The sequence below is a fragment of the Enterococcus sp. 2201sp1_2201st1_C11_2201SCRN_220225 genome (assembly GCF_040925905.1).
Lineage (GTDB): Bacteria > Bacillota > Bacilli > Lactobacillales > Enterococcaceae > Enterococcus_C > Enterococcus_C asini_A.
In genome coordinates this window covers 1-20,242 of sequence record NZ_JBCOJC010000043.1, presented here as the reverse complement: position 1 = coordinate 20,242, position 20,242 = coordinate 1, and the positions used below count along the sequence as shown (strand labels likewise).

Genomic DNA, 20,242 nt, shown 5'->3' with positions numbered 1-20,242 from the left:
ATCATCCGAATCTTTTTTATCAATAAAAATTAAATGTTCGTTGTTTATCATTTAGGGAATACTTATGTCACGGTCCCATTTTTACTTGAGCTTACTTTGTATTTACAATTCTTTGGATAAGCAGTGGGCGCGGCTTTATAAAATCATTTTCTTATAAGATAACCTTTAATAACAAAGGGATATAAATCATATACAACAAGACCGAATACCCCAAACTAGAAGCGGCGTAGTCTTCGTCGCCGTGGTAATTACGGGCCAAAATGGGAATCGAGTTTTGTACAGGCATGGCTGATTGAATCATAAAAACGCTGAGCATTAAACTTGGAACGGGAAAGAGAAAACCCAGTCCCCAGACGATTAAAGGAGAAATCACAAAACGGCCGATTAAGACGCCTAGAATATCTCGATTAAACTTTAAGTTTGCTAAACCGTTGCTATAGACAATCATACCAATGGTAAACATGGATAGTGGGGTCGTTAAATCTGCCAAATAGCCACCGAAGTTTTGTAAAAAGCTTGGAACCGGTTTGGTGGTCAACACCCATAAAAGGCCAATAATAAAGCCCATTAAAGCTGGCGTTAAAATCTTTTTTATCAAGACTAAAGGATGAAACGTAATTCGCGTTTGTTCAATTTCTGGATTATCTTGAGCCAATGTGTAAATGCCAATGGTCCAAAAGAAAGTCGTATTGACGATGTAGTACAAGAGGACATAAGGGATTGCCTTTTCACCAAAAATAGCCAGATTAATGGGCAGACCGATAAAAATCGTATTGGAAAAGGTAAACATGGTAGAAAATGCGCCTTTGCGACTGTCTTTAATGTGAAAAACGCGCCGATAGATTAGGCTAAGAAGAAAGGTCAGCGACATAGAGATTACCGGAATAATCATCCCAGAAAATAATGAGAGAAATTCTGAGCGAGAAAAATTTTCCGTCATATTTAAAAACATATTGAATGGGAGAGCTAAATTTAACACTAATTTCGAAAAAACATCAGCTACTTGATTGTTGAACCACTGTTTGTAAGATAAATAATAGCCGAGAAACATCAGAGCAAAAATAGCAAAAATATTAATATAGGCTTGTAGCATATAAAGGACTCCTCTCAATTGTAATGAATTGAAAAACCTCCTGTGAGCGAGTCACAGGAGGCTAAATTTTTATTTTTTCCTAGATTGTTTTCCGGCGTTTCGGCCTCCACCATTGGCATTCCGATTTTTAGGTTTTGCTTCAGGGGTAACATCTTTGCGTTCCACTTGTTGTTTCGGTGGGGTAACCACAACTTTTGGTGGATTCTTTTTCATTTCTTCTTGAATTTGGGCTTTAATCCGCGGTTTCATAATAACGTTGGTGATAAAGGTTTGCAGACAAGCAATAAAACCGCCTACCACCCAATACAAGGTAACTCCGGCTGGTGCCCCAATGGAGAACATGACAATCATCAATGGGGAAGCAAAGGACATCATCCGCATTTGTTTCTTTTGTTCTTCAGGAATGCCAATCATGCTGATGACACTTTGTAAAGCATATAAAATCCCGGAAAGAACCACAAAAATCATATTTGGATGGCCTAAGTCAATGCCGAAAAAGCTAGCATTTGTTAACAATGGAGAGTAGCGGGCCGTGGTATACAAGGCTGAGAAAATCGGCATTTGAATCAACAGAGGCAGACAGCCCATGCCACCAAACATGCTCACACCGTTTTCTTTATAGACAGCATTCATTTCTTGTTGAGCAGCCATTTGTTCTTGTTGAGTAGTAGCTGCTTTTAATTTAGCTTGAACGGCATCTAACTGGGGCTTGATATATTGCATCTTTTCTGATTGAACCATGGTTTGCCGAGATTGATGAATCCCTAATGGCAAGATGACAAAGCGCACAATCAATGTGACTAAAATAATCGCCCACCCATATTGATTTGGGCCACCTACTAAGTCCGCTAGAATTTCTAGGAGACTGTTTAAAGGAGCAACTAAGATTTTATACATAAAGCTAGTGGTATCAGGAGTGCCGTCGGATTTCATCTTGACGCAGCCGGATAAAAAGAGCAATAACATCAGCATGCCAGAACCTAGCAGCCAATTTTTGAGTTTCTTCATGGGTTTCTTCCTCTACTTATTGAATTTTACACAAGAATAATCATACTAAAAAAGCCCCCAGATTTCAATGAATTCACGAAAAAGTCAAAAAGAAGGCTAAAACTAGCCTTCTTAAGCATAAGTGACTTGGAAATTCGTCGCTTCAAAGGGAGGGATGTCTTCAATGGTCAACTGACTCACTTTGCCTGCAGGAGAAGGTGAGTTTTTTATAATGGTAATAAATTTTTCCATAACTGCCGCTTCTCCTTGAGCTTCAATGGATACTGAGCCATCTGCTTCATTCCACACTCGGCCAACTACACCTAACTGGTCCGCCTCCATTTTGGTTAAATAGCGAAACCCTACTCCTTGAACCCGGCCAATTACATTCATTCGGACACTTTTCATGAGGAACCCCCCTTTTATTCTCACTTTTTTGCTTCATGGATTATTTAGTCTTTCTTATTTATGATACCGTTTTTTTGATTTCCCAACAAGAGTCTCTAAGCTATCTATGCTATAATTTGGCTGAAGCCCATAGACAGGAGAAAGAGTATGAAAGAAATCCAAGGTAGTAAAAATTCATTGATCAAAGAACTACGAAAATTACATCAAAAAAAATATCGGGATCGGCAAAACCGCTATTTAATTGAAGGGTTTCATCTAGTAGAAGAAGGGATGAAAGCTCAAGCAGAAATCGAAATGCTTTTACTTACTGAAAAAGGTACCACTGAATGGGGAGATTGGTTAGCGTGTCAAAGGTGTGAACAGTATTTAATCACAGAAGAACTGATGGCAAGTTTATCTGATTTACCGACGCCTCCAGGAATTATCGCGGTCATCCAAAAGCCTCAAGTTAATCAGGAGATTACGAAAGGACGTTGGTTACTTTTGGATCGAGTGCAAGATCCGGGAAACGTGGGCACTATGGTGCGCACCGCAGACGCAGCAGGTTTTGACGGAGTAGTTTTAGGGGAAGGTTGCGCAGATTTATACAGCACGAAAGTTCTTCGCAGCATGCAAGGAAGTCATTTTCATTTACCTGTAGTTTCAGGAATTTTGTCAGAAGTAATTCTTCATTGTCAAAAGAATGCTATCCCAGTCTATGGCACCGAGCTTAATGAAGAAGCAAAGGCTTTTCAAAAGGTAGCCGTTCGAGAAGAAGTAGCGTTAATTATGGGCAATGAAGGCCAAGGAGTAGCAAAAGAACTATTGGCTATGACGGATGGCAATCTCTATATTCCCATTTATGGTCAAGCAGAATCATTAAACGTCGGTGTAGCAGCAGGGATCTTGATGTATCACTTTCGTAGCAAAATTTAAAGTTATTGTTAAATCCTAAACAAGAGTTACCGCTTTCCAGGAGAGTGGTGCTATACTGTATCCAGTTACAAAAAGTACATTCAACCTAAAAAAGGTGGCTTATTCATATATGACCGAAAAATGGGAACTGGATACTGAGTATTTGAGCTATGTTGAAGATTTATTAGCGACAGAAGCTGTCCAAAAATTAGCCAATTATACACAACACGTTAACTCCACTCGTTTGGAGCATTCATTAAGCGTTTCTTATTACAGCTATCAATTAGCAAAAAAATGGGGTTGCAATGCCCGGGCGACAGCACGTGCCGGACTTTTGCATGACTTATTTTACTATGATTGGCGTACGACAAAGTTTGACGAAGGTAGTCATGCTTATATGCACCCGCGGATTGCTATAAAAAATGCTGAAAAGATTACGGAGCTTTCTGATTTAGAACGGGATATCATCTTAAAACACATGTGGGGAGCAACCATTACTCCGCCGAAATACAAGGAAAGCTATATTGTGACCATGGTGGACAAATACTGTGCCATTAAAGAAGCCTCGGCACCGATGTCTGCAAATCTGCGTAGTAAATGGCATCAATGGTTTCCTAAAAAACAATCAGTCTAATACTAAGAGGCCGAAGCAGATGCTTCGGCCTCTTTTACTAATGAAGTTTAATTTGCTAAGAATTTACTTATCAAAATAAGTAAAGTAGCCATAATAGTGATTCCCATAATCAATGCTACAACCACAATGTGGCGTTTTTTATGCATCATCAAAATTGCAATATACTCTCTTAAAAAGGCATTGGGCAAGTAATACAAAGCAGTTTTTGCACCTAGACCATCTGCTTTTAAGTGAGCTTGTCTAGCATAAATTCCTGCCCGAAAGATATGGTAGTTGTTGGAGGTAAAAATGGCTTTGAAGCCATTGGGTGTTAACTTTTCCATTAAGGCTTTTGAAAAGCGCATGTTTTCCAAAGTATTAGTAGATTGATCTTCCAATAAAATATCTTCTTCTGGAATTCCTTGGCTTAGGGCGTATTCCTTCATGGCAAAAGCTTCACTGACTGCCTCGTCTGCGCCTTGTCCCCCAGACATAACCAGTTTGGCAGTTTTTTTCCCATATTTCTTTTGGCGCCGATAAAAACTAATGGCCGTATCAATCCGCCGGGCTAATAAAGGGGTAACTCGTTTGCCTTCAATTAAGCCCGCTCCCAAGGTAATGATATAGTCTTGTTGGTAACGGGGATGATTGAATTGATACAAAATAGAGACTGTCAAAAAGTTTAAAAAGGTAATGATGAAGTAGACTAGAATTAAAGGCACGCCAGAAAGTAAACTGGTCAGCCAGATGGGTAAGTTTTGGGCGATAAAGTAATCGTAAATCAGCACAAACGTTAAAAAGATAGCCAAAAGCAAAGTCAGTAAATTCGGTAACGAGCGACGTTCTTTTTTGAGTACCACTGCCGCATTTAAATAGAGGAAAATTACTAAAGTAGCTAAACCAAAAATCCCGGTTAGAATAAATAAAAGCAAAGCCAAACCTAATAAACCAATTACGATAATATCTTGGGTTAAATAAGCGTTGTAAACTAAATAGGCTCCAAAGATTAAAACGAAACAGTTAAACAAGAACCCATTTATTAAACGCGCCTTGCCAGAAAAATACATGCCTAAACAAAGTGCAAAAAAACCTAATGGAATTAAAATAAAACAACTTCCTTTGTGAATTTCAATAATGGTCAAATAGATAAAAAGACTAGCCAAAGCCCAAATCACACTAAAAAAGAAACGATTGGGAACTTCTTTTTGTTTACGCCAGAAAAGTACAGCTACTAGACCGATGAAAAAAATAATGATGAAAATAATGCCAGGTACGATATTGGACATAGAAAAAACTCCTTTGTGACAGTCATTCTTTGGTACTGCTTCTAGTATAGCAAATTTCGAGATTTTTCACCGGTTTAAAGGAGATACAGACAAAGAAAAATATCTTTTACTACTTGTATCGCTTCAGTTTTCGAATTGTCATTTTTCAGCTACAATAAAAGAAAAGCGAAGGTCGTGATGAAATGGAATTTGGCGTGGTAGAACGAATCCACTACCCTGCATTTACGGTAATTGGGAAAGTGGGGGAAGGTTTGGCAGAAGAAGGGGCTTCTTGGGTGCCGCCATTATGGCAGTTGACCAATGAACATTTTGAAGAGCTAGGTGAGGTAGTCCCGATTTCTGAGATGACAGAATTACATCTCTGGGGCTTAATGAGTGACACTTCCAGCTGGTTAGCACCGTGGCAAGAAGTAGGGCGCTACTTAGCAGGCTTAGAAGTACCGAGTGATACGTCAACACCACTAGGTTGGACACGGTGGGAAATACCTGCTATGGAATATTTAACTGTGAAAACCAATGAAGATACATTAGCTGCCACGATGGATAAAGTTTTTAACGAGGTCATGGTTACAGAAGGATTGCAATTAGTAGCCGCAGTACAAGAGTATTATGAAGCAGATTTTGGTCCCGGAGAAGTGGTTTTGTATTTTCCGATTGCCATGAATTAAAAAAACAGGACATTCCCGTTTATGGGAATGTCCTGTTTTACTATTTCCTAGAGAAAGTGATTAAAATAATCCTTGGAAAAATTCTTTAATAGTACGGCCAGTGATGACAAAGAAGTTGGCTTTTTCTACCTTAGTATTTGTGTGAATGGCACTGGTTGGGATGGAAGTGTTATCCAAGTAACCTAAATCATCTTCGGCTAAAGCTACGGTTGCTTTTCCGACTTCCGCACCTTTTTGAACGGGAGCGGTTAGTTCTTTATCTTTCGCAGCTTTGTTTAATTCTGGAGTGATGGTCAACTTGGTTTTGTCCATGTCATTTCGTACCCAAAGTGTTACCGGGTCAGCTAGGGAGACTTTGACACTTAATTCTTTTCCGTCTTTTACAGTTAAGGTTTTCAAATCAGGAATTTGACTGCCACTAGTTGAGATTTCTTCTTGTTTCCAATTGTCAAAGGTGTAGTCCATTAATTTGCTAGTTTCTACAAAACGAGCACTGGGATCTTCTGCATGGTTGGTGGCATTTAACACGACGGTGATAATTCGTTGGTTGTCTTTGGTCATGGTTCCCACAAAACAAGCACCGGCTAAATCGGTGGTCCCGGTTTTCAAACCGTTCACGCCTTCTTTTTCATTTAAAAAGCCAGGCAACATCCAGTTCCAATTGACCATTTCTACAGCTGAAGTAGTGCCTTCTGCAAAGACTTCAGTAGGGGTACTGCTGACTTCTAAAACGTCAGGAAAGTCTTGAATTAAATGACGGGCGACAATTGCCACGTCTTTTGCAGACATTAAGTTTTCTGCATCAGCGGCACTTCCAGGATAAAGATTGTCTCCTAAATAGGCATTGTTCAAGCCAGAAGCATTGACTAGAGTCGCATCGGTAATGCCCCATTCTTCCACTTGGGCTTTCATCATATCTACGAATTCTGGTTCGCTACCGGCAATTTTTTCTCCTAGAGCGACGATGGCCGCATTACCCGAAGCAATCAGACTCGCGTGGAATAGTTCTTTTACGCTGTAATCTTCACCAGCATTTAAGGCAACATTGGAAAGGTCAGGGGCAACAGAAAGATCAGCGGTACTTTGAGAAATCGTCACAGGATCTTCCCAAGTCATTTTTCCTTCTTTGATTTGTTCTTCCACAATATATAGACCAATAATCTTGGTCACTGAAGCGATACCCATTGGTGTTTCGGCATCTTGTTCATAAAAGATTTTTCCCGTTTCAGCATCGACGGAAATGGCTGCTTTGCTAGCTACACTGAAATTACTTTCGGCTGCTTGAACGGTTTGAGTGGGGAGTAATGAAAAGAGAAATCCCAAGGTAAAGATGGTGGTAATCAGTACACGAAAACGTTTGGTCATAATGAAACTCCTTTAGTAGTATCGACATATGGTGCATTCAACAACAAATTTTAGCAAAGTTCACCACCACATTCAATGATTTCTAACGGACTTTAACAATAAAAAAGGTTAGTCGTATCTTGGTTTTAGTTATAAGTTGTGAAGCAAAGGCTATAAAAAAACTACCGCAAATACTTTGCGGTAGTTAAATGAAATGTTTAGCTGAAGTAGTAAGAACTTAGCGACGGTGTTCGTCACGAATGCGAACAGGAACTTTTTCCATTTGGGATTCACTGTTTACGTATTGGAAGACTGCATAAGTGGAGATTCCCAAAACAAGTAAAAGTCCTAAAAGTGAAAATAAAGTAATAAATGTCATAAACATTGAAAAGACCTCCTTTTAATCAAGCAAGTGAATGATGTTGGCTACGGAAAACGAATACATCTCTACATAAATTATTATACCAGTTATTGATGAAAGAAACGAACAAAAGGTTCTTTATTCTTCAATTCGGCTCAGTGGATAGCTATGTCCTTCTGTTTCATCAAAAAAAGACAGTTGCCCACCTTTTCTTTCAAAAATAATGGAATAACCAAGACGATCCAAAAAAACAAGGCGTTGAGGACTTAATTCCACAATGGAAACAGGCTCTACTTGATCTTGGAAGAGCAGTTTGTATTCGGGAGTGACAGTGATAGTCACAGGGCGATGTTGACTACTTTTTTGGTAAGCCCACTGTCCAATATAATCTTTATAATAATCTTTAACGACTGGTTGCCGACGTTTTACCACAAAAGATCCAATCGCACCGGTTACAAGTGAAAGTCCTAATAATAAAGGAAATCTTTTTTTCATATTGGTCACCTCAAGTTCTTGAATGTCTCATAGTATAGCACTGTTTTTCTGCTAGTTCCTCAGTCTTAGGGTTGATTTTAAAAGTTTTTTACGGGATGATAGGACTATGGTGTTACGAGAAGCAATCGTGATAGATAAACTGTTTTTTAGACGGTGGGAACTTTTCAAACACTTTAGATAAGATAGGTGAAAAAATGAATTATAAAAATAGTATCTTGGCCCGCTTTATTGCCAGAGACAATCGCTTTGTGGCTAGAGCGCAACTGTTAGATGGTCAAGAAGTTGTAGTCCATGTGAAAAATACGGGTCGTGGCAAGGAAATTTTATTGCCAGGAGCGTGGGTGAGCTTAGATTACTGTCCCAACCCCAAACGCAAGACGGCTTATGATCTCGTCGCGGTAAAAAAACAAGATCAATGGATTAATATTGATTCCCAACTTCCTAATTTACTTGCTTATGAAGGTTTGTTACACAAAGAAATCATTTTGCCAAAGCAAGAAGGGGAACTTTCTTTTGTTAAACGAGAAGTGAGTTTTGAACACTCTCGTTTTGATTTGTATTATGAAACTACGAAAGGGCAAAAAGGCTTTGTAGAAGTGAAAGGGTTGACCTTGGAAAATCAAGGGATTGGCGCGTTTCCTGATGCCCCCACATTGCGGGGAGAAAAACACGTTTTAGAGCTTATAGATAGCCAAAAAGAAGGATTTACCAGCTATATTTTGTTTATTGTGCAATTTGAACACATTCACTTGGCTACGATTCACAGTCAAATGCAACCTAGCTTAACAAAAGCGATTGCTAGCGCACAGCAAGCTGGAGTGGAAGTTTTGGCTTATAATTGCCAGGTGAGTGCAGGCGAAGTCACTTTAAAAAATAGAGTACCATTTGATTTGGCTTATCCTTTTGTGGATCCAAATCAACCATAAAAAAGGAGGGTAACAAATGATTGCATTAGGCGTAATTGGCACGAACTGGATTAGTCATCAATTTGTGGAGGCAGCAATTGCCACGGGGGAATACGAACTTAAAGGAGTCTACTCTAGAAAATTAGCCACCGCCCAAGAATTCGGCGGGAAATACTCGGGAGAAATCTTTTATGAAACGGATTTGGAGCGCTTTTTAGCAGGTGAATTAGATGTGGTGTATATCGCTTCACCCAATAGTTTGCATTTTTCTCAAGCAAAGGCGACTTTATTAGCCGGTAAATACGTAATTGTAGAAAAACCAGCTTTTTCTAACCCAAAAGAAATGGCGGAAATCATTGAGTTAGCTAATCAAAAAGGACTACTTTATTTTGAAGCAGCTCGTAATTTACATGAGAAGGCCTTTACTACGATCAGTGAATTTTTACCGGTGAAAGGCCAAATTTTAGGAGCCAACTTTACTTATATGAAGTATTCCTCTCGTTATGATCAAGTTCTGGCAGGTGAGGAGCCAAATATCTTTTCGCCTCGTTTTTCCGGCGGTTCTGTACAGGATTTAGGTATTTATACTTTGTATGCGGCCCTAGGCTGGTTTGGGATGCCTCAAGAAGTTTATTACTTTGCTCGAAAAATTGTTACTGGAGTAGATGGTATGGGTACGATCATCTTGCGTTACGATTTGTTTGATGTTACCATCCAACAAGGTAAGATTGCGGATTCTTTCTTGCCTTCTGAAATTTATTTAACTGATGGTACATTGCGTTTGAGTGGGATCAATGCTTTTGAAGAAGCTCATTTTTATCAACGAAGGACAGGAGAAACCAAAGAATTGCCAATTACTTCTTTGGAAAATCCCATGATAGAAGAAGCGCGGAACTTTGCTCAGATTATTAAACAACCTAATGATCCTAAATTGGGCTTACGCTATGAGGAATGGGTAGAGCTGTCTCGCAACGTCAATGAAGTTATTTACCATCTGCGGCAACAAGCAGGAATCGTCTTTGAAGGCGATCGTAATATGAAAGAAGAATGAGGAAAACTATGAACTTAGCACAATTCCCTGAAAGCTGGCAAAAACGTTGGCAGCAGGAATATTCAGATCCAACCGCTATTCAAACAGCAGTCTTTGAACCATTAGTAAATAAAGAGGCGGTAGTGGGGATTTCCCCTACTGGTACGGGGAAAACCATCGCTTATCTCTTGCCATTACTATTACAGGTGAAGCCTAGTCATGGGATTCAGTTGATGATTGTCACTTCTTCTCAAGAATTGGCTATGCAAGTAGCCACGGTTACCCGTAACTGGGGGCAAGATATCGGCTTAAAGACGGTTTCTTTAATCGGCGGTGCCAATGTTAAACGGCAACAGGAAAAGCTGAAAACTCGTCCAGAAATAGTGGTAGGTACGCCAGGTCGATTGGTGGAATTAATGGATAGTCGCAAACTTAAAGCCCATCAAATCCAAAGTCTAGTAGTGGACGAAGTAGATCAGATATTAGGCCAAGGAGGCGAACCTTTATTATTACGTCTGTTAAAACACTTAAATCGGGATTGTCAGTTGAGTTTCTTTTCTGCCACTGCGGATGCGGTGTTAGCTAAAATTCAAACCTTAACTCCAAAACCAGTAACAGTAGTGGATGTAACGGCTACTGATAGCAGTAAAGGAAAGACGAGCCACTATTATTTGAAATATCCACTGCGCAAAAAAATTGATGCCTTACGCCGTATTTTAAATCAAGAAGAACAACCTTTTTTGATCTTTTTTAATCAAGTTGCCGATTTAGGGGCTGCGGAAGAAAAGCTCTTGTATCATGGATTACCGGTGGCATCATTAGCCAGTGATCAAGGAAAAATGATGCGAAAACATGGGTTAGCCGCTTTTCGTGAAGGAAAGTGCAGCTTATTAAGTACAGATGTAGCTGCCCGAGGATTAGATATTGAAGGACTGTCATTAGTGGTAAATGCAGAAATTCCAGTGGATTCAGCGAGCTACTTGCATCGAGCTGGTCGAGTGGGACGCATGGGCAAAACGGGTAGTGTGGTGACGATTATTGGTGACCATCAAGAAAAGGACTTCAAAAAACTATTGAAGGAAGCAAACCTTACCGCAGAAGAACTCTTTTTGTATGCAGGCCATTTTCAAAAAGAAGACCCAGAAAAAACGTCAGAAGCCGGGATTTCTCAGGCTGGATCACCAAGGAAAAAAACAAGTGATTACCAGACCACTTCACCGAAGAAAAAAATTGTTAAAAAGCCAAAAAAAGCAACTACTGGAAAACCAAAGACAAAAGGAAAAAGGCGCTCCTAAGCGCCTTTTTTTGTGTTAATATTACTATATGAAGAAAAAGGAATGAGGAGAAAGTCGATTATGAATTCCCGAAAAGAAGAGATTTTACACACAATAGAATCCCGGAAGCAAGGAATGACAGCGGTTCAAATCGGTGAATTATTAGGTCTGGATCGAAGCAACGCTAGCCGCTACCTCAATGAACTGGCTAAGGAAAAGAAAATCAAAAAGACTAGTGGTCGCCCGGTAATCTATGAGCCTTTGACGGAAGAAGAAGTTCATGTGGATGTTTCCTCCGCCGTTTCCTTTGATAGTTTAGTTGGCGAGAATGGGTCTTTGAAAGTTGCCGTGCAACAAGCCAAGGCCGCCATTTTATATCCGCCTCGGGGGTTACATACGATTATCTTTGGCGAAACGGGCACGGGAAAATCACTTTTTGCCGAGTGTATGTATCAGTTTGCCTTAAACTCGTATTCCATTGCTCCCGATGCGCCCTTTGTATCTTTTAACTGTGCGGACTATGCTCAAAATCCGCAGTTGCTGTTTGGGCATATTTTTGGAGTTAAAAAAGGTGCTTACACAGGAGCAGAAGCGGACCGTCCCGGTTTGATTGCTGAAGCGGATGGAGGGATTTTGTTCTTAGATGAAATTCATCGCTTGCCACCAGAAGGACAAGAGATGCTCTTTACTTTTATTGATAAGGGCAGTTATCGGCCTTTAGGGGAAAGTGTCCAGACTTATGAAGCCTCCGTTCAGATTATCGGTGCCACTACCGAGTCTTCAGATAATTTTTTGGCAACTTTTAAACGGAGAATTCCGGTTTCAGTGACGATGCCTAGTCTGTCAGAACGCATGTTAGATGAGCGTTATGAAATTATTACTCTATTTATTAAGCAAGAGGCAAATCGGCTAAGTCAACGGATTCAAGTGGAAAAAGATGCCATCATTGCTTTTATGCTTTATGATCCTGAGGGAAATATTGGCCAAGTGAAGCGAGATTTAAAGCTTGTCTGTGCCAAAGCCTTCTTACATTACCGAACCCACAAAGAGCGAGATTTATTGATTCGTAAAGATGATTGTTCTTTACAAGTGCAAAAAGGTTTGCTGAAAGTAAAAGAGCTGGCAGAACCTTTGGACCAGTTTTTAGAAGGAAAAGGGGAATATTTAAGTTTTGAGCCTGGAGAACAAGAAGTAGTCTGGTCTCAAGATCCCCAACGAAATATGCAAGTCTACAACGCCATTGAAGAAAAAGTCACCAACCTTAGTGAAACCGGGGTGGCAAGTATTGATCTGGAAAACTTAATTTTAAAAGACGTTACGGCTTATTTTGAAACTTATGTAGAACAACTTGCAGAACACTCCATTCACAAAGATCTCTTGCCTCCTGATTTATGGCGCTTGACCAATCAACTTTACGATTTAGCAGAACAACGCCTGGATCGCCACTTTAATGCCAAAGCACGCTTTGCTTTTGCCTTGCATTTGCAAAGTACTATTGAGCGCTTAAAAGACGGCCACACGATTGTCCATCCGGATTTAAATAATGTCCGGAAAAACTTGAAGCGAGAATTTCAAGTGGCTTTGGATTTGTCCACGATTTTAGAAGAGGAATGCCACGTGGAGATTCCCTTTGATGAAATCGGCTTTATCAGTATGTTTTTATCCATTCAAGTGTGTGTAACAGACACCCCGGAACAAAGAGTGGAAGTAGTGGTTTTAATGCATGGTAAGCTCACTGCTACCAGCATGCTAGAAGCTGCTCAAGAGCTTTTAGATACGAAAAGTGGTGTGGGGATGAACATGCGCTTGGATATGGAAGTCCAAGAGATGTATCGTCAACTTTTGGATTATGTCTTGTTGCATAAAGAGAAATTAAACAATGGTTTGTTGCTATTAACGGATATGGGCTCATTAAATTCCTTCGCTGATTTAATCTATAAAGAAACCGGTATTCGCACGAAGGCTATTTCGATGACTAGTACGATGATTGTAGTAGAAGCACTGCGAATGGCTGATGCGGGCCGGAGCTTAGAGGACATTTATCAAAATATCCGCCAATCTTTCCGAGCGATTATTAAAGAAAATGGTCAGCTTCATCAAGGCGTCAGCAAACTAAAAAAAGCGGTGGTGGTGACTTGCTTTACGGGTGAAGGAGTAGCCCACAAGCTCTTTCAACGGATTGAACCCATCGTCAACCAAGAAGAAGTAGAAATCATTCAAATGCAGTTTATCGAACGCGGGGTCTTTATCCAGCATATTGATGAATTATTAGAAGAATATGAAATTAAAGCGATTTGCGGTACGGTGGAAATTCAATATCAAAATATTCCTTTCTTTTCCGCTTATGAAGTTTTTGACAATGAACAACTTAAATTGGTGCAACGAGTTATTTCTGATGAAGTACCGATTAGTAAAATTGTGTCTTCTTTAACCAATACTTTAACAGAAATACCTGATGTTGCCATTTTAATGGGCAAATTACAACAAATCCTTCAGTCCATTCAAGAACAAATCCATGCAGTGGTCGAGCCGAGTGTGGAAGGCGGGATGTTGATTCATATCGCCTTTTTAATCGAAGGACTACTGAAAAAGGAACCAACGCGAAAGTTTGCTAATCTAGCCGCTTTTAGCAAGAAATACCGCATTGAGAATGATTTAGTAACCACTAACTTAATGCCTTTGGAAAAAGAGTATCACATTGAAATCCCGGAAGACGAAATAGCATTTATTACTCAAATGTTGTTAGAAAACAAACTTCAAGCTTCCCCATTTACACAGAAAATTAGTGTGTAACACTAAAAGTGTAGTGTGTAAGTGAGCGGTCTAGAGCAAAACCTTGATTTGATGAGGTTTTGCTCTTTTTTTATGGGAAATAAAGTTGGCACGCTTCTTGCATTATAATTAAGTGTAAAAAAACTTAGAAAGGAGTGAGGGATAAATGGCGAAAAAGACAATTATGTTAGTTTGTTCCGCCGGGATGAGTACGAGCTTGTTGGTGACGAAGATGCAAAAAGCCGCCGAAGAGAAAGGTATGGAAACAGATATCTTTGCAGTTTCGGCATCTGATGCGGACAATAGCTTAGAAGAAAAAAATGTAGACGTTTTACTTTTAGGCCCACAAGTTCGTTTCATGAAAGCCCAGTTTGAACAAAAATTGGCACCTAAAGGAATTCCTTTGGATGTGATCAATATGGCAGACTATGGCATGATGAACGGCGAAAAAGTTTTAGAACAAGCGGAAAAATTGATTGCCGGTAAATAAAAGGCAGTCAAAGAGGAGGAAGTATCGTGGAAGATCAACAAAATTTAGAAGCCATCATGGGCTTAATCATGTATGGTGGGAATGCCAAGAGCGACGCAATGGAAGCGATTCAAGCAGCGAAAGAAGGCGATTTTGATTTAGCAGATCAAAAAATCGCTGATGCAGAAAAATCGTTAACAGAAGCACACCACGCTCAAACTGGTATGTTAACGCAAGAAGCTCAAGGGGATCACGTACAAGTAACCTTACTCACTGTACACAGCCAAGACCACTTGATGACTGCCATTGCTTTTACTGATTTGGCAAAAGAAATCATTGCTCTGTATCGTCGGATTAATGCAGATTAATGAAAAGTGTTACCCAAAACACGATTGTTGGTCTTCGTGTTTTATTAGGTTGATATGAAGAAGCTATTCTTTCATATAAAAATACGTTTCATAGGAGGATAAAAATGGATGGATTAACAGCTTGGATGGAGAAACACATCCTTCCGGTAGCTGCGAAAATCGGTGCGCAAAAACACTTAGTTGCTCTCCGTGACGCTTTTATCGGTACAATGCCAGCAACAATGGCCGGTGCGGTCGCCGTAATGATCAATGCAATTATTCGTGATTTACCGACACAGTTTATTGACGGGTACGATGGAAATTCGATTCCAGTGATTCGCGAAATTATTGGTGTCAATGGTTATGTATGGAATGGTACATTAGCCGTAGCCGGTTTGATTTTTGCTTTTTCTTGGGGATATAACTTAGCCCGGGCTTACAAAGTAAATGATTTAGCCGGTGGTATCGTTGCCTTAGCAGCATTCTTGCAAGGGATTTCTTTTGGCCCTTCAAATTCTGCTACTTTGGGTGTCGATGTACCTGCTGATGTAGCACAAGCAATCAACGATGCTGGTATTGGTGCCACAGTTGATGGCAACAACTTAAGTGTCGGTCTATGGGGCTGGTTAAAACTAGGTCACTTAGATGCCAATGCTTACTTTACAATTATGATTATCGGTGCTTTGGCAACCATCATCTACGCAAAATTGATGTTGGCAAATATCACTATTAAAATGCCAGACTCTGTGCCTCCAGCAGTATCAAAAGCCTTTGCCGCTATTTTACCAGCAGCGATTGCTTTGTACGTGGTAGCAATTATCAACTTTGTAGTTGGTAAATTGTCTGACGGTCAATTGTTGATTGATTTGATTCAGAAGTTTATTGCGGAACCATTCTTGAGCTTGTCTCAAGGTTTCGGTGCATTAGTTATCGTTCAGTTGTTTATTCAAATCTTCTGGTTCTTCGGGATTCACGGTACCAATGTAATGGCACCGGTTCTAGAAGGAATCTGGGGTGTTGCCCAATTGTCTAACGTAAACATTTACCAAAATGGTTACGATGGCTTGAAAGGTTTGGATGCAATTTATGCCGCTATTGAAGACGGCAAAGCTTACTACTGGGTACGGGGTTCCTTTGACGTGTACACCATGTTTGGTGGTTCCGGTGGTACGATGGTGCTCTTATTGGCAATCTTCTTCTTCTCAAAACGGGCTGATTACTTGACCGTTGCGAAATTGTCAATTGGACCTGGTATCTTCAATATCAATGAACCAGTAATGTTTGGTTTGCCAATCGTATTGAATGCGATCATGGTAATTCCATTCATCGTAGCACCATTAGTAACAACTGCGATTGGTTACTTTGCAACTACCTTGCACTTGGTAGCACCAGTTACGCAACAAGTAGTTTGGGTAGTTCCTCCAATCTTAATGTCATTCTTGGCAACTATGGACTGGCGGGCACCAATTGTAACCTTAGTATGTATGGTTGTAGCCTTCTTCATCTGGGTACCGTTCGTTATTTCTGCGAACAAGATCCAAGAAGGCGGCGAATAAGTATTTTTTAGAAACTGCCCCGTCCATTGAGGCGGGAGCGGTTTCTTTCTTTTATGATTTCGTTTATACTAATAAGCAAAAGGAGGATTTATCATGATTTCAATTTCCAGCGCAATGCAACAAGATGCCATTAAAGAATTGCTAGAAGGCTACAGTGAAGGAGACTTCACCTATACTTTTAAAGAGAAAAAAGGCATTAAGATGATGTTTGACGTAACAGGCGACCCAACAGAAGCAGCCGCAAAAGCCAAAGCTTTGATCAAGGCTCAACCTTGGGGTTCTGTTTTATATTTCCAATCCGTCCCAGCATAACTTTTGAAAGATAGGAATGATGACAATGGATAGATGGGGGCTAGGATTGTGTAGTGTGGGACTTGTGATCACGCTACTCAGTACAGATGCAACGAATATGAATTGGGATTTCCTAAGTCTGGTGACTGGAATTACCTTTATTGTGGCAGGCATTGTAATGGTTCGCAAAGCTGCCAAAAAAGCAAAGTTAAAAGATGGAGGCAAATCGTCATGAAAATCGAAAAAACATTAAATATCCCCGCAGCGTTCTTCTATGACAAAGTAATTGATTCGGTGATTTTTGATGTGCGTCAAGCAACCGGAAAAGATCTGACTCGCAAACAGCTGAAAAATTTTGAATATGTTAAAACATTTTCAAAAAATAGCCGGGCGAAGATAAAGATTGATGAAGTTGTTGAAAATCAAACCTATCAGTTTAAAACATCTACTACGAAAAATGACTTTGTTGCCCGGTACGATATTGAACCAATCAGTGATCAAAAATGTAAAGTTTCGTACACGGAAACTATGAAGTCCTTTGGTTTTATGCAGCAGATGAATGACATGGTTTTAGGGATTGTCATGGGGATGTTTAAAAAGCGGCATTTTAAAAAGATGCTGACAATGATTGAAGAATCTTATTAAAGGGGTCGTAAAGACGCCTTTTTTTATTGAATGAGGTGAATGATAAATGTCTGATGTACGAAAAATGACCAGTGATTCTTTGGAAGAGATGTTGAATATTGTGGCTTATGCTTTTCAGTGGGAGCTTTCAGAGCGAAATGTCCAACGCTTCACGTCCTTAGCAGAACATTCTTGGAATTACGGATCTTTTGATGAAAATGATGATTTAGCTAGTCAAGTAATGGCGACACCTTTTCAAGTGGATCTCTTTGGGGATCGACATGTAATGGCGGGAATCGGTTTTGTGGCTACTTATCCGGAATATCGTAGCCAAGGAAGAATTGATCGAATTATGAAACAGTTATTAGCCGACTGTCGGGAGGAAGGGGTGACTCTATCTTATTTAGCACCTTTTTCTTATTCTTTCTATCGTCGTTATGGCTATGAATTGACCTTTGAGCGAGCTGTCTATGAAGTGTCATCTATTGATTGGCCAGATTCAGCAAAAACAGCTGGCCAAGTGAAGCGTCTTTCTTGGGAAAAGGCCCAAGGAGCCATCCAAGAAGTTTATCAAAAAGCTCCCAAACATCATAAAGGCGGTTTGGTGCGGGAAGGTTGGTGGGAACGATTTAAATTTCCATTGCGCAAAGACTATCAATACGCCATTTATTACGATGAAAAAGGAATAGCCCAAGGATATCTAGTGTATTTACTAGCGCCTGGAATCTTTACCATTGCTGAATGGAGTTGGCTAACTGGAGCAGCTTTTTCTGGATTGAATCGTTTTGTAGCTTCTCACAAAGGCTCAGTGGCAAAAATCGTGTATGATGTCGGTTTCGATGGCGATAATTTGCAATTTTTAGCGACTAATCCCATGACGCATTTTCGAGTACGGCCTGAGATGATGGCACGGGTAGTGGATGTAAAAAGATTTTTAAAAGCCTCTAAAAAGATTCAGAATTTGAAAAAAAGCATTGCTTTTGAAATTACCGATGATGTGTATGCACCTTGGAATCAAGGAATCTTTGAGCTTCAAAAACAAGGGGCTGATGTGGGGATAAAGCAGGTAGAAGCTACTGTGCTGCCCACAATTAGCTTAACAATTCAACGATTCACTCAACTGTTTATGGGCTATTTGACTCCAGAAGTGTTGCTAGCTTATGACTTTTTAAAGATGGATAAAAATCTTCTAGAAGACTTGAAGGAGATTGTGCCTAATCAAAAACCAATCTTAGAAGATTATTTTTAAGCAACAAAAAACGCCCTTCAAATGAAAGGCGTCAGACGTCCCCGACTGGAATCGAACCAGCGACGTTTCGCTTAGGAGGCGAACCCTCTATCCTACTGAGGTACGAGGACAACAGCTATTATTTATATGCAACACCCATTCTAACGTGATTGAAATTCTTTAGCAAGTAAAAACGGAGGAAGTTTTATGGTTAAGCGATTAATTAGTGCTACACCTAGTGAAGTAGCTAAGATGAAAGGCCCAGAATTAAAACAAGCGATTAAAGCTAGTGAAGGCCGCACCATCTGTGTAGAAAATGTGGTAGGCGCCATGCCGCAAGCAGGAGATTTGACCAATGCAGAAGTAGCGAAAGCCTTTGGAGCGGACTTGATTTTATTAAATGGCTTTGACTGCTTCCGTCCCATTGTTATGGGAGTACCAGGGATTCCTTTTGACCGGGTTCTCGGTGCGGATGAAAAAATTGAAAATCCGCTTCCGATTTTAAAACGATTAACAGGTCGTCCCATTGGTATTAATTTAGAACCAGTGGCCCAAGATAGTGATTTGATGAGTGAAAAAGTAGAAATTTCTGCTGGCCGTACTAGTTCTGTGGCCACGATTCAAAAAGCTGAAGAGATGGGCGTAGATTTTATTTGTTTTACTGGCAATCCCGGAACTGGTGTAACCAATGAGGCCATTGCACAAGCAGTGAAAATTGCCAAAGAACATTTTTCTGGCATGGTGATTGCCGGCAAAATGCACAGTGCAGGCTCCAGTGAACCAGTAGTGACAAAAGAAGCCATTGAAGCGTATGCGAAAGCTGGCGCAGATGTTTTGTTACTGCCGGCAGTAGGCACCATTCAAGGATTTTTGGAAACCGATTTAATTGAAGCTGTGAAGTTTGCCAAAGAGCGAGATTTATTGACCATGACGGCTATTGGTACCAGTCAAGAAAGTGCTCGGCCAGAAACACTACGCCAAATTGCCTTGACTGCAAAAACTTGCGGTGTGGATATTCAACATATTGGGGATGCTGGTTATGGTGGGTTAGCTCCCGCAGAAAATATCTTTGAAATGTCCATTGCCATTCGTGGTATGCGTCATACATTGTATCGCTGTGCGCAATCGATTAATCGCTAGTATCATTCTAAATAAAAACGGTGATCAGTGGTTTTAACGGTTAAGAGCTAAGGTATGCAATTTTAAGTTTGAAAAGGCGACGATCTTCCAAGGTTACTTAATGGAAGAGCGTCGCCTTTTGTGTTGGAGCTAGTTCAATTAGAAGAAGACTGCTACAAGCTTTATGAGGAAAGATCACTCCATTTTTTTTGTTGCCCTAAAGCGATATGGCGAATTTCATCGTAATGAACCTTTTCATTTGCCACAAAAATTCCCAATTCATCAAAGCCCTGAACGTTCCCAGTTATATCAGGCAGATAATGTCCTTCTTGATCTAATTCTTCTTTTTGTAAAACGATGGGGCGATTTTTTTGTTGGGCGGTTTTTAAGACTTCGCCGATTTCTTCTGAGGTCATTAAGGGTTTCTGAGACCAAATCAGGTCTTGAACTTGTTTTTCTTTTGCTAACTGACTGGTAT

The 20,242-nt window shown here is 40.2% G+C and carries 23 protein-coding genes and 1 tRNA gene; 15 read left to right on the top strand and 9 right to left on the bottom strand.

The window, feature by feature from the left end; all coding sequences use genetic code 11:
* Positions 1-151: 151 nt before the first annotated feature.
* From AB5754_RS10630 to AB5754_RS10620, 3 genes are all read right to left on the bottom strand, one after another.
* Entirely contained in the window at positions 152-1,093 is a 942-nt protein-coding gene (locus tag AB5754_RS10630) for an AEC family transporter (RefSeq protein WP_368252068.1), read from the bottom strand.
* Positions 1,094-1,162: 69 nt separating this feature from the next.
* Entirely contained in the window at positions 1,163-2,101 is a 939-nt protein-coding gene (yidC, locus tag AB5754_RS10625) for a membrane protein insertase YidC (protein ID WP_311833225.1), read from the bottom strand.
* A 111-nt stretch (positions 2,102-2,212) separates the two neighbouring features.
* Positions 2,213-2,488 (bottom strand): acylphosphatase, encoded by a 276-nt coding sequence (locus tag AB5754_RS10620; RefSeq protein WP_368252067.1) that lies wholly within the window; start codon positions 2,486-2,488, stop codon positions 2,213-2,215.
* A 147-nt stretch (positions 2,489-2,635) separates the two neighbouring features.
* On the opposite strand from AB5754_RS10620, the gene AB5754_RS10615 reads away from it, so the two are divergent.
* Together AB5754_RS10615 and AB5754_RS10610 are read left to right on the top strand one after the other, a co-directional pair.
* Positions 2,636-3,403 carry a TrmH family RNA methyltransferase gene (locus AB5754_RS10615; RefSeq protein ID WP_368252066.1) on the top strand — a complete coding sequence of 256 codons (768 nt, stop codon included), beginning with the start codon at positions 2,636-2,638 and terminating at the stop codon, positions 3,401-3,403.
* Positions 3,404-3,512: 109 nt separating this feature from the next.
* The gene (locus AB5754_RS10610) at positions 3,513-4,016 is read left to right on the top strand and encodes an HD domain-containing protein (protein ID WP_368252065.1); all 504 of its coding nucleotides are present in this window, start codon (positions 3,513-3,515) and stop codon (positions 4,014-4,016) included.
* A 47-nt stretch (positions 4,017-4,063) separates the two neighbouring features.
* Here AB5754_RS10610 and AB5754_RS10605 read toward each other — a convergent pair whose 3' ends face one another.
* On the bottom strand, positions 4,064-5,281 hold the full coding sequence (locus AB5754_RS10605; protein ID WP_368252064.1) for a YdcF family protein: 1,218 nt from the start codon (positions 5,279-5,281) through the stop codon (positions 4,064-4,066).
* A gap of 182 nt (positions 5,282-5,463) precedes the next feature.
* Here AB5754_RS10605 and AB5754_RS10600 point away from each other — a divergent pair, with 182 nt between their 5' ends.
* Positions 5,464-5,949 (top strand): GyrI-like domain-containing protein, encoded by a 486-nt coding sequence (locus tag AB5754_RS10600; RefSeq protein ID WP_368252063.1) that lies wholly within the window; start codon positions 5,464-5,466, stop codon positions 5,947-5,949.
* 60 nt (positions 5,950-6,009) lie between these two features.
* Here the strand turns inward: AB5754_RS10600 and AB5754_RS10595 are convergent, their stop codons facing one another.
* The 3 genes from AB5754_RS10595 to AB5754_RS10585 all read right to left on the bottom strand — a co-directional run bounded on the left by AB5754_RS10595 (position 6,010) and on the right by AB5754_RS10585 (position 8,149).
* Positions 6,010-7,314, bottom strand: coding sequence for a serine hydrolase (locus tag AB5754_RS10595; RefSeq protein WP_368252062.1), 1,305 nt, complete (start codon positions 7,312-7,314; stop codon positions 6,010-6,012).
* Between the two features lie 217 nt (positions 7,315-7,531).
* A complete protein-coding gene (locus AB5754_RS10590; RefSeq protein ID WP_311833232.1) occupies positions 7,532-7,678 on the bottom strand; it encodes a hypothetical protein in 147 nt (48 codons plus the stop codon).
* 114 nt (positions 7,679-7,792) lie between these two features.
* Positions 7,793-8,149 (bottom strand): DUF4828 domain-containing protein, encoded by a 357-nt coding sequence (locus tag AB5754_RS10585; protein WP_368252061.1) that lies wholly within the window; start codon positions 8,147-8,149, stop codon positions 7,793-7,795.
* A 194-nt stretch (positions 8,150-8,343) separates the two neighbouring features.
* Between AB5754_RS10585 and sfsA the strand changes: the two genes are divergently transcribed.
* From sfsA to eis, 11 genes are all read left to right on the top strand, one after another.
* Positions 8,344-9,075 carry a DNA/RNA nuclease SfsA gene (sfsA, locus tag AB5754_RS10580; protein ID WP_368252060.1) on the top strand — a complete coding sequence of 244 codons (732 nt, stop codon included), beginning with the start codon at positions 8,344-8,346 and terminating at the stop codon, positions 9,073-9,075.
* Positions 9,076-9,091: 16 nt separating this feature from the next.
* A complete protein-coding gene (locus AB5754_RS10575) occupies positions 9,092-10,105 on the top strand; it encodes a Gfo/Idh/MocA family protein (protein ID WP_368259589.1) in 1,014 nt (337 codons plus the stop codon).
* An 8-nt stretch (positions 10,106-10,113) separates the two neighbouring features.
* Positions 10,114-11,379 (top strand): DEAD/DEAH box helicase, encoded by a 1,266-nt coding sequence (locus AB5754_RS10570; protein WP_368259588.1) that lies wholly within the window; start codon positions 10,114-10,116, stop codon positions 11,377-11,379.
* A 60-nt stretch (positions 11,380-11,439) separates the two neighbouring features.
* The gene (locus AB5754_RS10565; RefSeq protein ID WP_368252485.1) at positions 11,440-14,151 is read left to right on the top strand and encodes a sigma 54-interacting transcriptional regulator; all 2,712 of its coding nucleotides are present in this window, start codon (positions 11,440-11,442) and stop codon (positions 14,149-14,151) included.
* Positions 14,152-14,296: 145 nt separating this feature from the next.
* Positions 14,297-14,620, top strand: a complete 324-nt coding sequence (locus AB5754_RS10560; protein ID WP_311833238.1) for a PTS sugar transporter subunit IIB — start codon at positions 14,297-14,299, stop codon at positions 14,618-14,620.
* A gap of 26 nt (positions 14,621-14,646) precedes the next feature.
* A complete protein-coding gene (locus AB5754_RS10555; protein ID WP_311833239.1) occupies positions 14,647-14,967 on the top strand; it encodes a PTS lactose/cellobiose transporter subunit IIA in 321 nt (106 codons plus the stop codon).
* A gap of 104 nt (positions 14,968-15,071) precedes the next feature.
* Complete coding sequence (locus AB5754_RS10550) at positions 15,072-16,502, top strand: PTS transporter subunit EIIC (protein WP_311833240.1); 1,431 nt, start codon at positions 15,072-15,074, stop codon at positions 16,500-16,502.
* Positions 16,503-16,595: 93 nt separating this feature from the next.
* Positions 16,596-16,814 (top strand): hypothetical protein, encoded by a 219-nt coding sequence (locus AB5754_RS10545; protein ID WP_311833241.1) that lies wholly within the window; start codon positions 16,596-16,598, stop codon positions 16,812-16,814.
* Between the two features lie 25 nt (positions 16,815-16,839).
* Entirely contained in the window at positions 16,840-17,028 is a 189-nt protein-coding gene (locus tag AB5754_RS10540; protein ID WP_311833242.1) for a DUF3188 domain-containing protein, read from the top strand.
* Positions 17,025-17,438: a DUF3284 domain-containing protein gene (locus tag AB5754_RS10535; RefSeq protein ID WP_311833243.1), complete on the top strand. Its 414-nt coding sequence runs from the start codon at positions 17,025-17,027 to the stop codon at positions 17,436-17,438. The genes AB5754_RS10540 and AB5754_RS10535 overlap by 4 nt, the downstream gene beginning before the upstream one ends.
* A 46-nt stretch (positions 17,439-17,484) precedes the next feature.
* Positions 17,485-18,666, top strand: coding sequence for an enhanced intracellular survival protein Eis (eis, locus tag AB5754_RS10530; RefSeq protein WP_368252097.1), 1,182 nt, complete (start codon positions 17,485-17,487; stop codon positions 18,664-18,666).
* Between the two features lie 36 nt (positions 18,667-18,702).
* On the opposite strand, the gene AB5754_RS10525 is transcribed toward eis, so the two are convergent.
* Positions 18,703-18,776: transfer RNA gene (locus AB5754_RS10525), tRNA-Arg, on the bottom strand.
* 76 nt (positions 18,777-18,852) lie between these two features.
* Between AB5754_RS10525 and AB5754_RS10520 the strand changes: the two genes are divergently transcribed.
* Positions 18,853-19,785, top strand: coding sequence for a haloacid dehalogenase-like hydrolase (locus AB5754_RS10520; RefSeq protein WP_368252096.1), 933 nt, complete (start codon positions 18,853-18,855; stop codon positions 19,783-19,785).
* A gap of 161 nt (positions 19,786-19,946) precedes the next feature.
* Here AB5754_RS10520 and AB5754_RS10515 read toward each other — a convergent pair.
* On the bottom strand, positions 19,947-20,242 hold a 296-nt coding region (locus AB5754_RS10515), incomplete at its 5' end, for a hypothetical protein (protein WP_368259587.1).

Coding starts and splice junctions, on each gene's coding strand:
- AB5754_RS10605 (WP_368252064.1), bottom strand. CDS start 5,281: ATGTCCAATATCGTACCTGGCATTATTTTCATCATTATTTTTTTCATC.
- AB5754_RS10520 (WP_368252096.1), top strand. CDS start 18,853: ATGGTTAAGCGATTAATTAGTGCTACACCTAGTGAAGTAGCTAAGATG.
- AB5754_RS10595 (WP_368252062.1), bottom strand. CDS start 7,314: ATGACCAAACGTTTTCGTGTACTGATTACCACCATCTTTACCTTGGGA.
- AB5754_RS10545 (WP_311833241.1), top strand. CDS start 16,596: ATGATTTCAATTTCCAGCGCAATGCAACAAGATGCCATTAAAGAATTG.
- AB5754_RS10540 (WP_311833242.1), top strand. CDS start 16,840: ATGGATAGATGGGGGCTAGGATTGTGTAGTGTGGGACTTGTGATCACG.
- AB5754_RS10630 (WP_368252068.1), bottom strand. CDS start 1,093: ATGCTACAAGCCTATATTAATATTTTTGCTATTTTTGCTCTGATGTTT.
- AB5754_RS10550 (WP_311833240.1), top strand. CDS start 15,072: ATGGATGGATTAACAGCTTGGATGGAGAAACACATCCTTCCGGTAGCT.
- AB5754_RS10615 (WP_368252066.1), top strand. CDS start 2,636: ATGAAAGAAATCCAAGGTAGTAAAAATTCATTGATCAAAGAACTACGA.
- AB5754_RS10535 (WP_311833243.1), top strand. CDS start 17,025: ATGAAAATCGAAAAAACATTAAATATCCCCGCAGCGTTCTTCTATGAC.
- sfsA (WP_368252060.1), top strand. CDS start 8,344: ATGAATTATAAAAATAGTATCTTGGCCCGCTTTATTGCCAGAGACAAT.
- AB5754_RS10610 (WP_368252065.1), top strand. CDS start 3,513: ATGACCGAAAAATGGGAACTGGATACTGAGTATTTGAGCTATGTTGAA.
- AB5754_RS10620 (WP_368252067.1), bottom strand. CDS start 2,488: ATGAAAAGTGTCCGAATGAATGTAATTGGCCGGGTTCAAGGAGTAGGG.
- AB5754_RS10600 (WP_368252063.1), top strand. CDS start 5,464: ATGGAATTTGGCGTGGTAGAACGAATCCACTACCCTGCATTTACGGTA.
- AB5754_RS10570 (WP_368259588.1), top strand. CDS start 10,114: ATGAACTTAGCACAATTCCCTGAAAGCTGGCAAAAACGTTGGCAGCAG.
- AB5754_RS10590 (WP_311833232.1), bottom strand. CDS start 7,678: ATGTTTATGACATTTATTACTTTATTTTCACTTTTAGGACTTTTACTT.
- AB5754_RS10560 (WP_311833238.1), top strand. CDS start 14,297: ATGGCGAAAAAGACAATTATGTTAGTTTGTTCCGCCGGGATGAGTACG.
- eis (WP_368252097.1), top strand. CDS start 17,485: ATGTCTGATGTACGAAAAATGACCAGTGATTCTTTGGAAGAGATGTTG.
- AB5754_RS10585 (WP_368252061.1), bottom strand. CDS start 8,149: ATGAAAAAAAGATTTCCTTTATTATTAGGACTTTCACTTGTAACCGGT.
- AB5754_RS10575 (WP_368259589.1), top strand. CDS start 9,092: ATGATTGCATTAGGCGTAATTGGCACGAACTGGATTAGTCATCAATTT.
- yidC (WP_311833225.1), bottom strand. CDS start 2,101: ATGAAGAAACTCAAAAATTGGCTGCTAGGTTCTGGCATGCTGATGTTA.
- AB5754_RS10565 (WP_368252485.1), top strand. CDS start 11,440: ATGAATTCCCGAAAAGAAGAGATTTTACACACAATAGAATCCCGGAAG.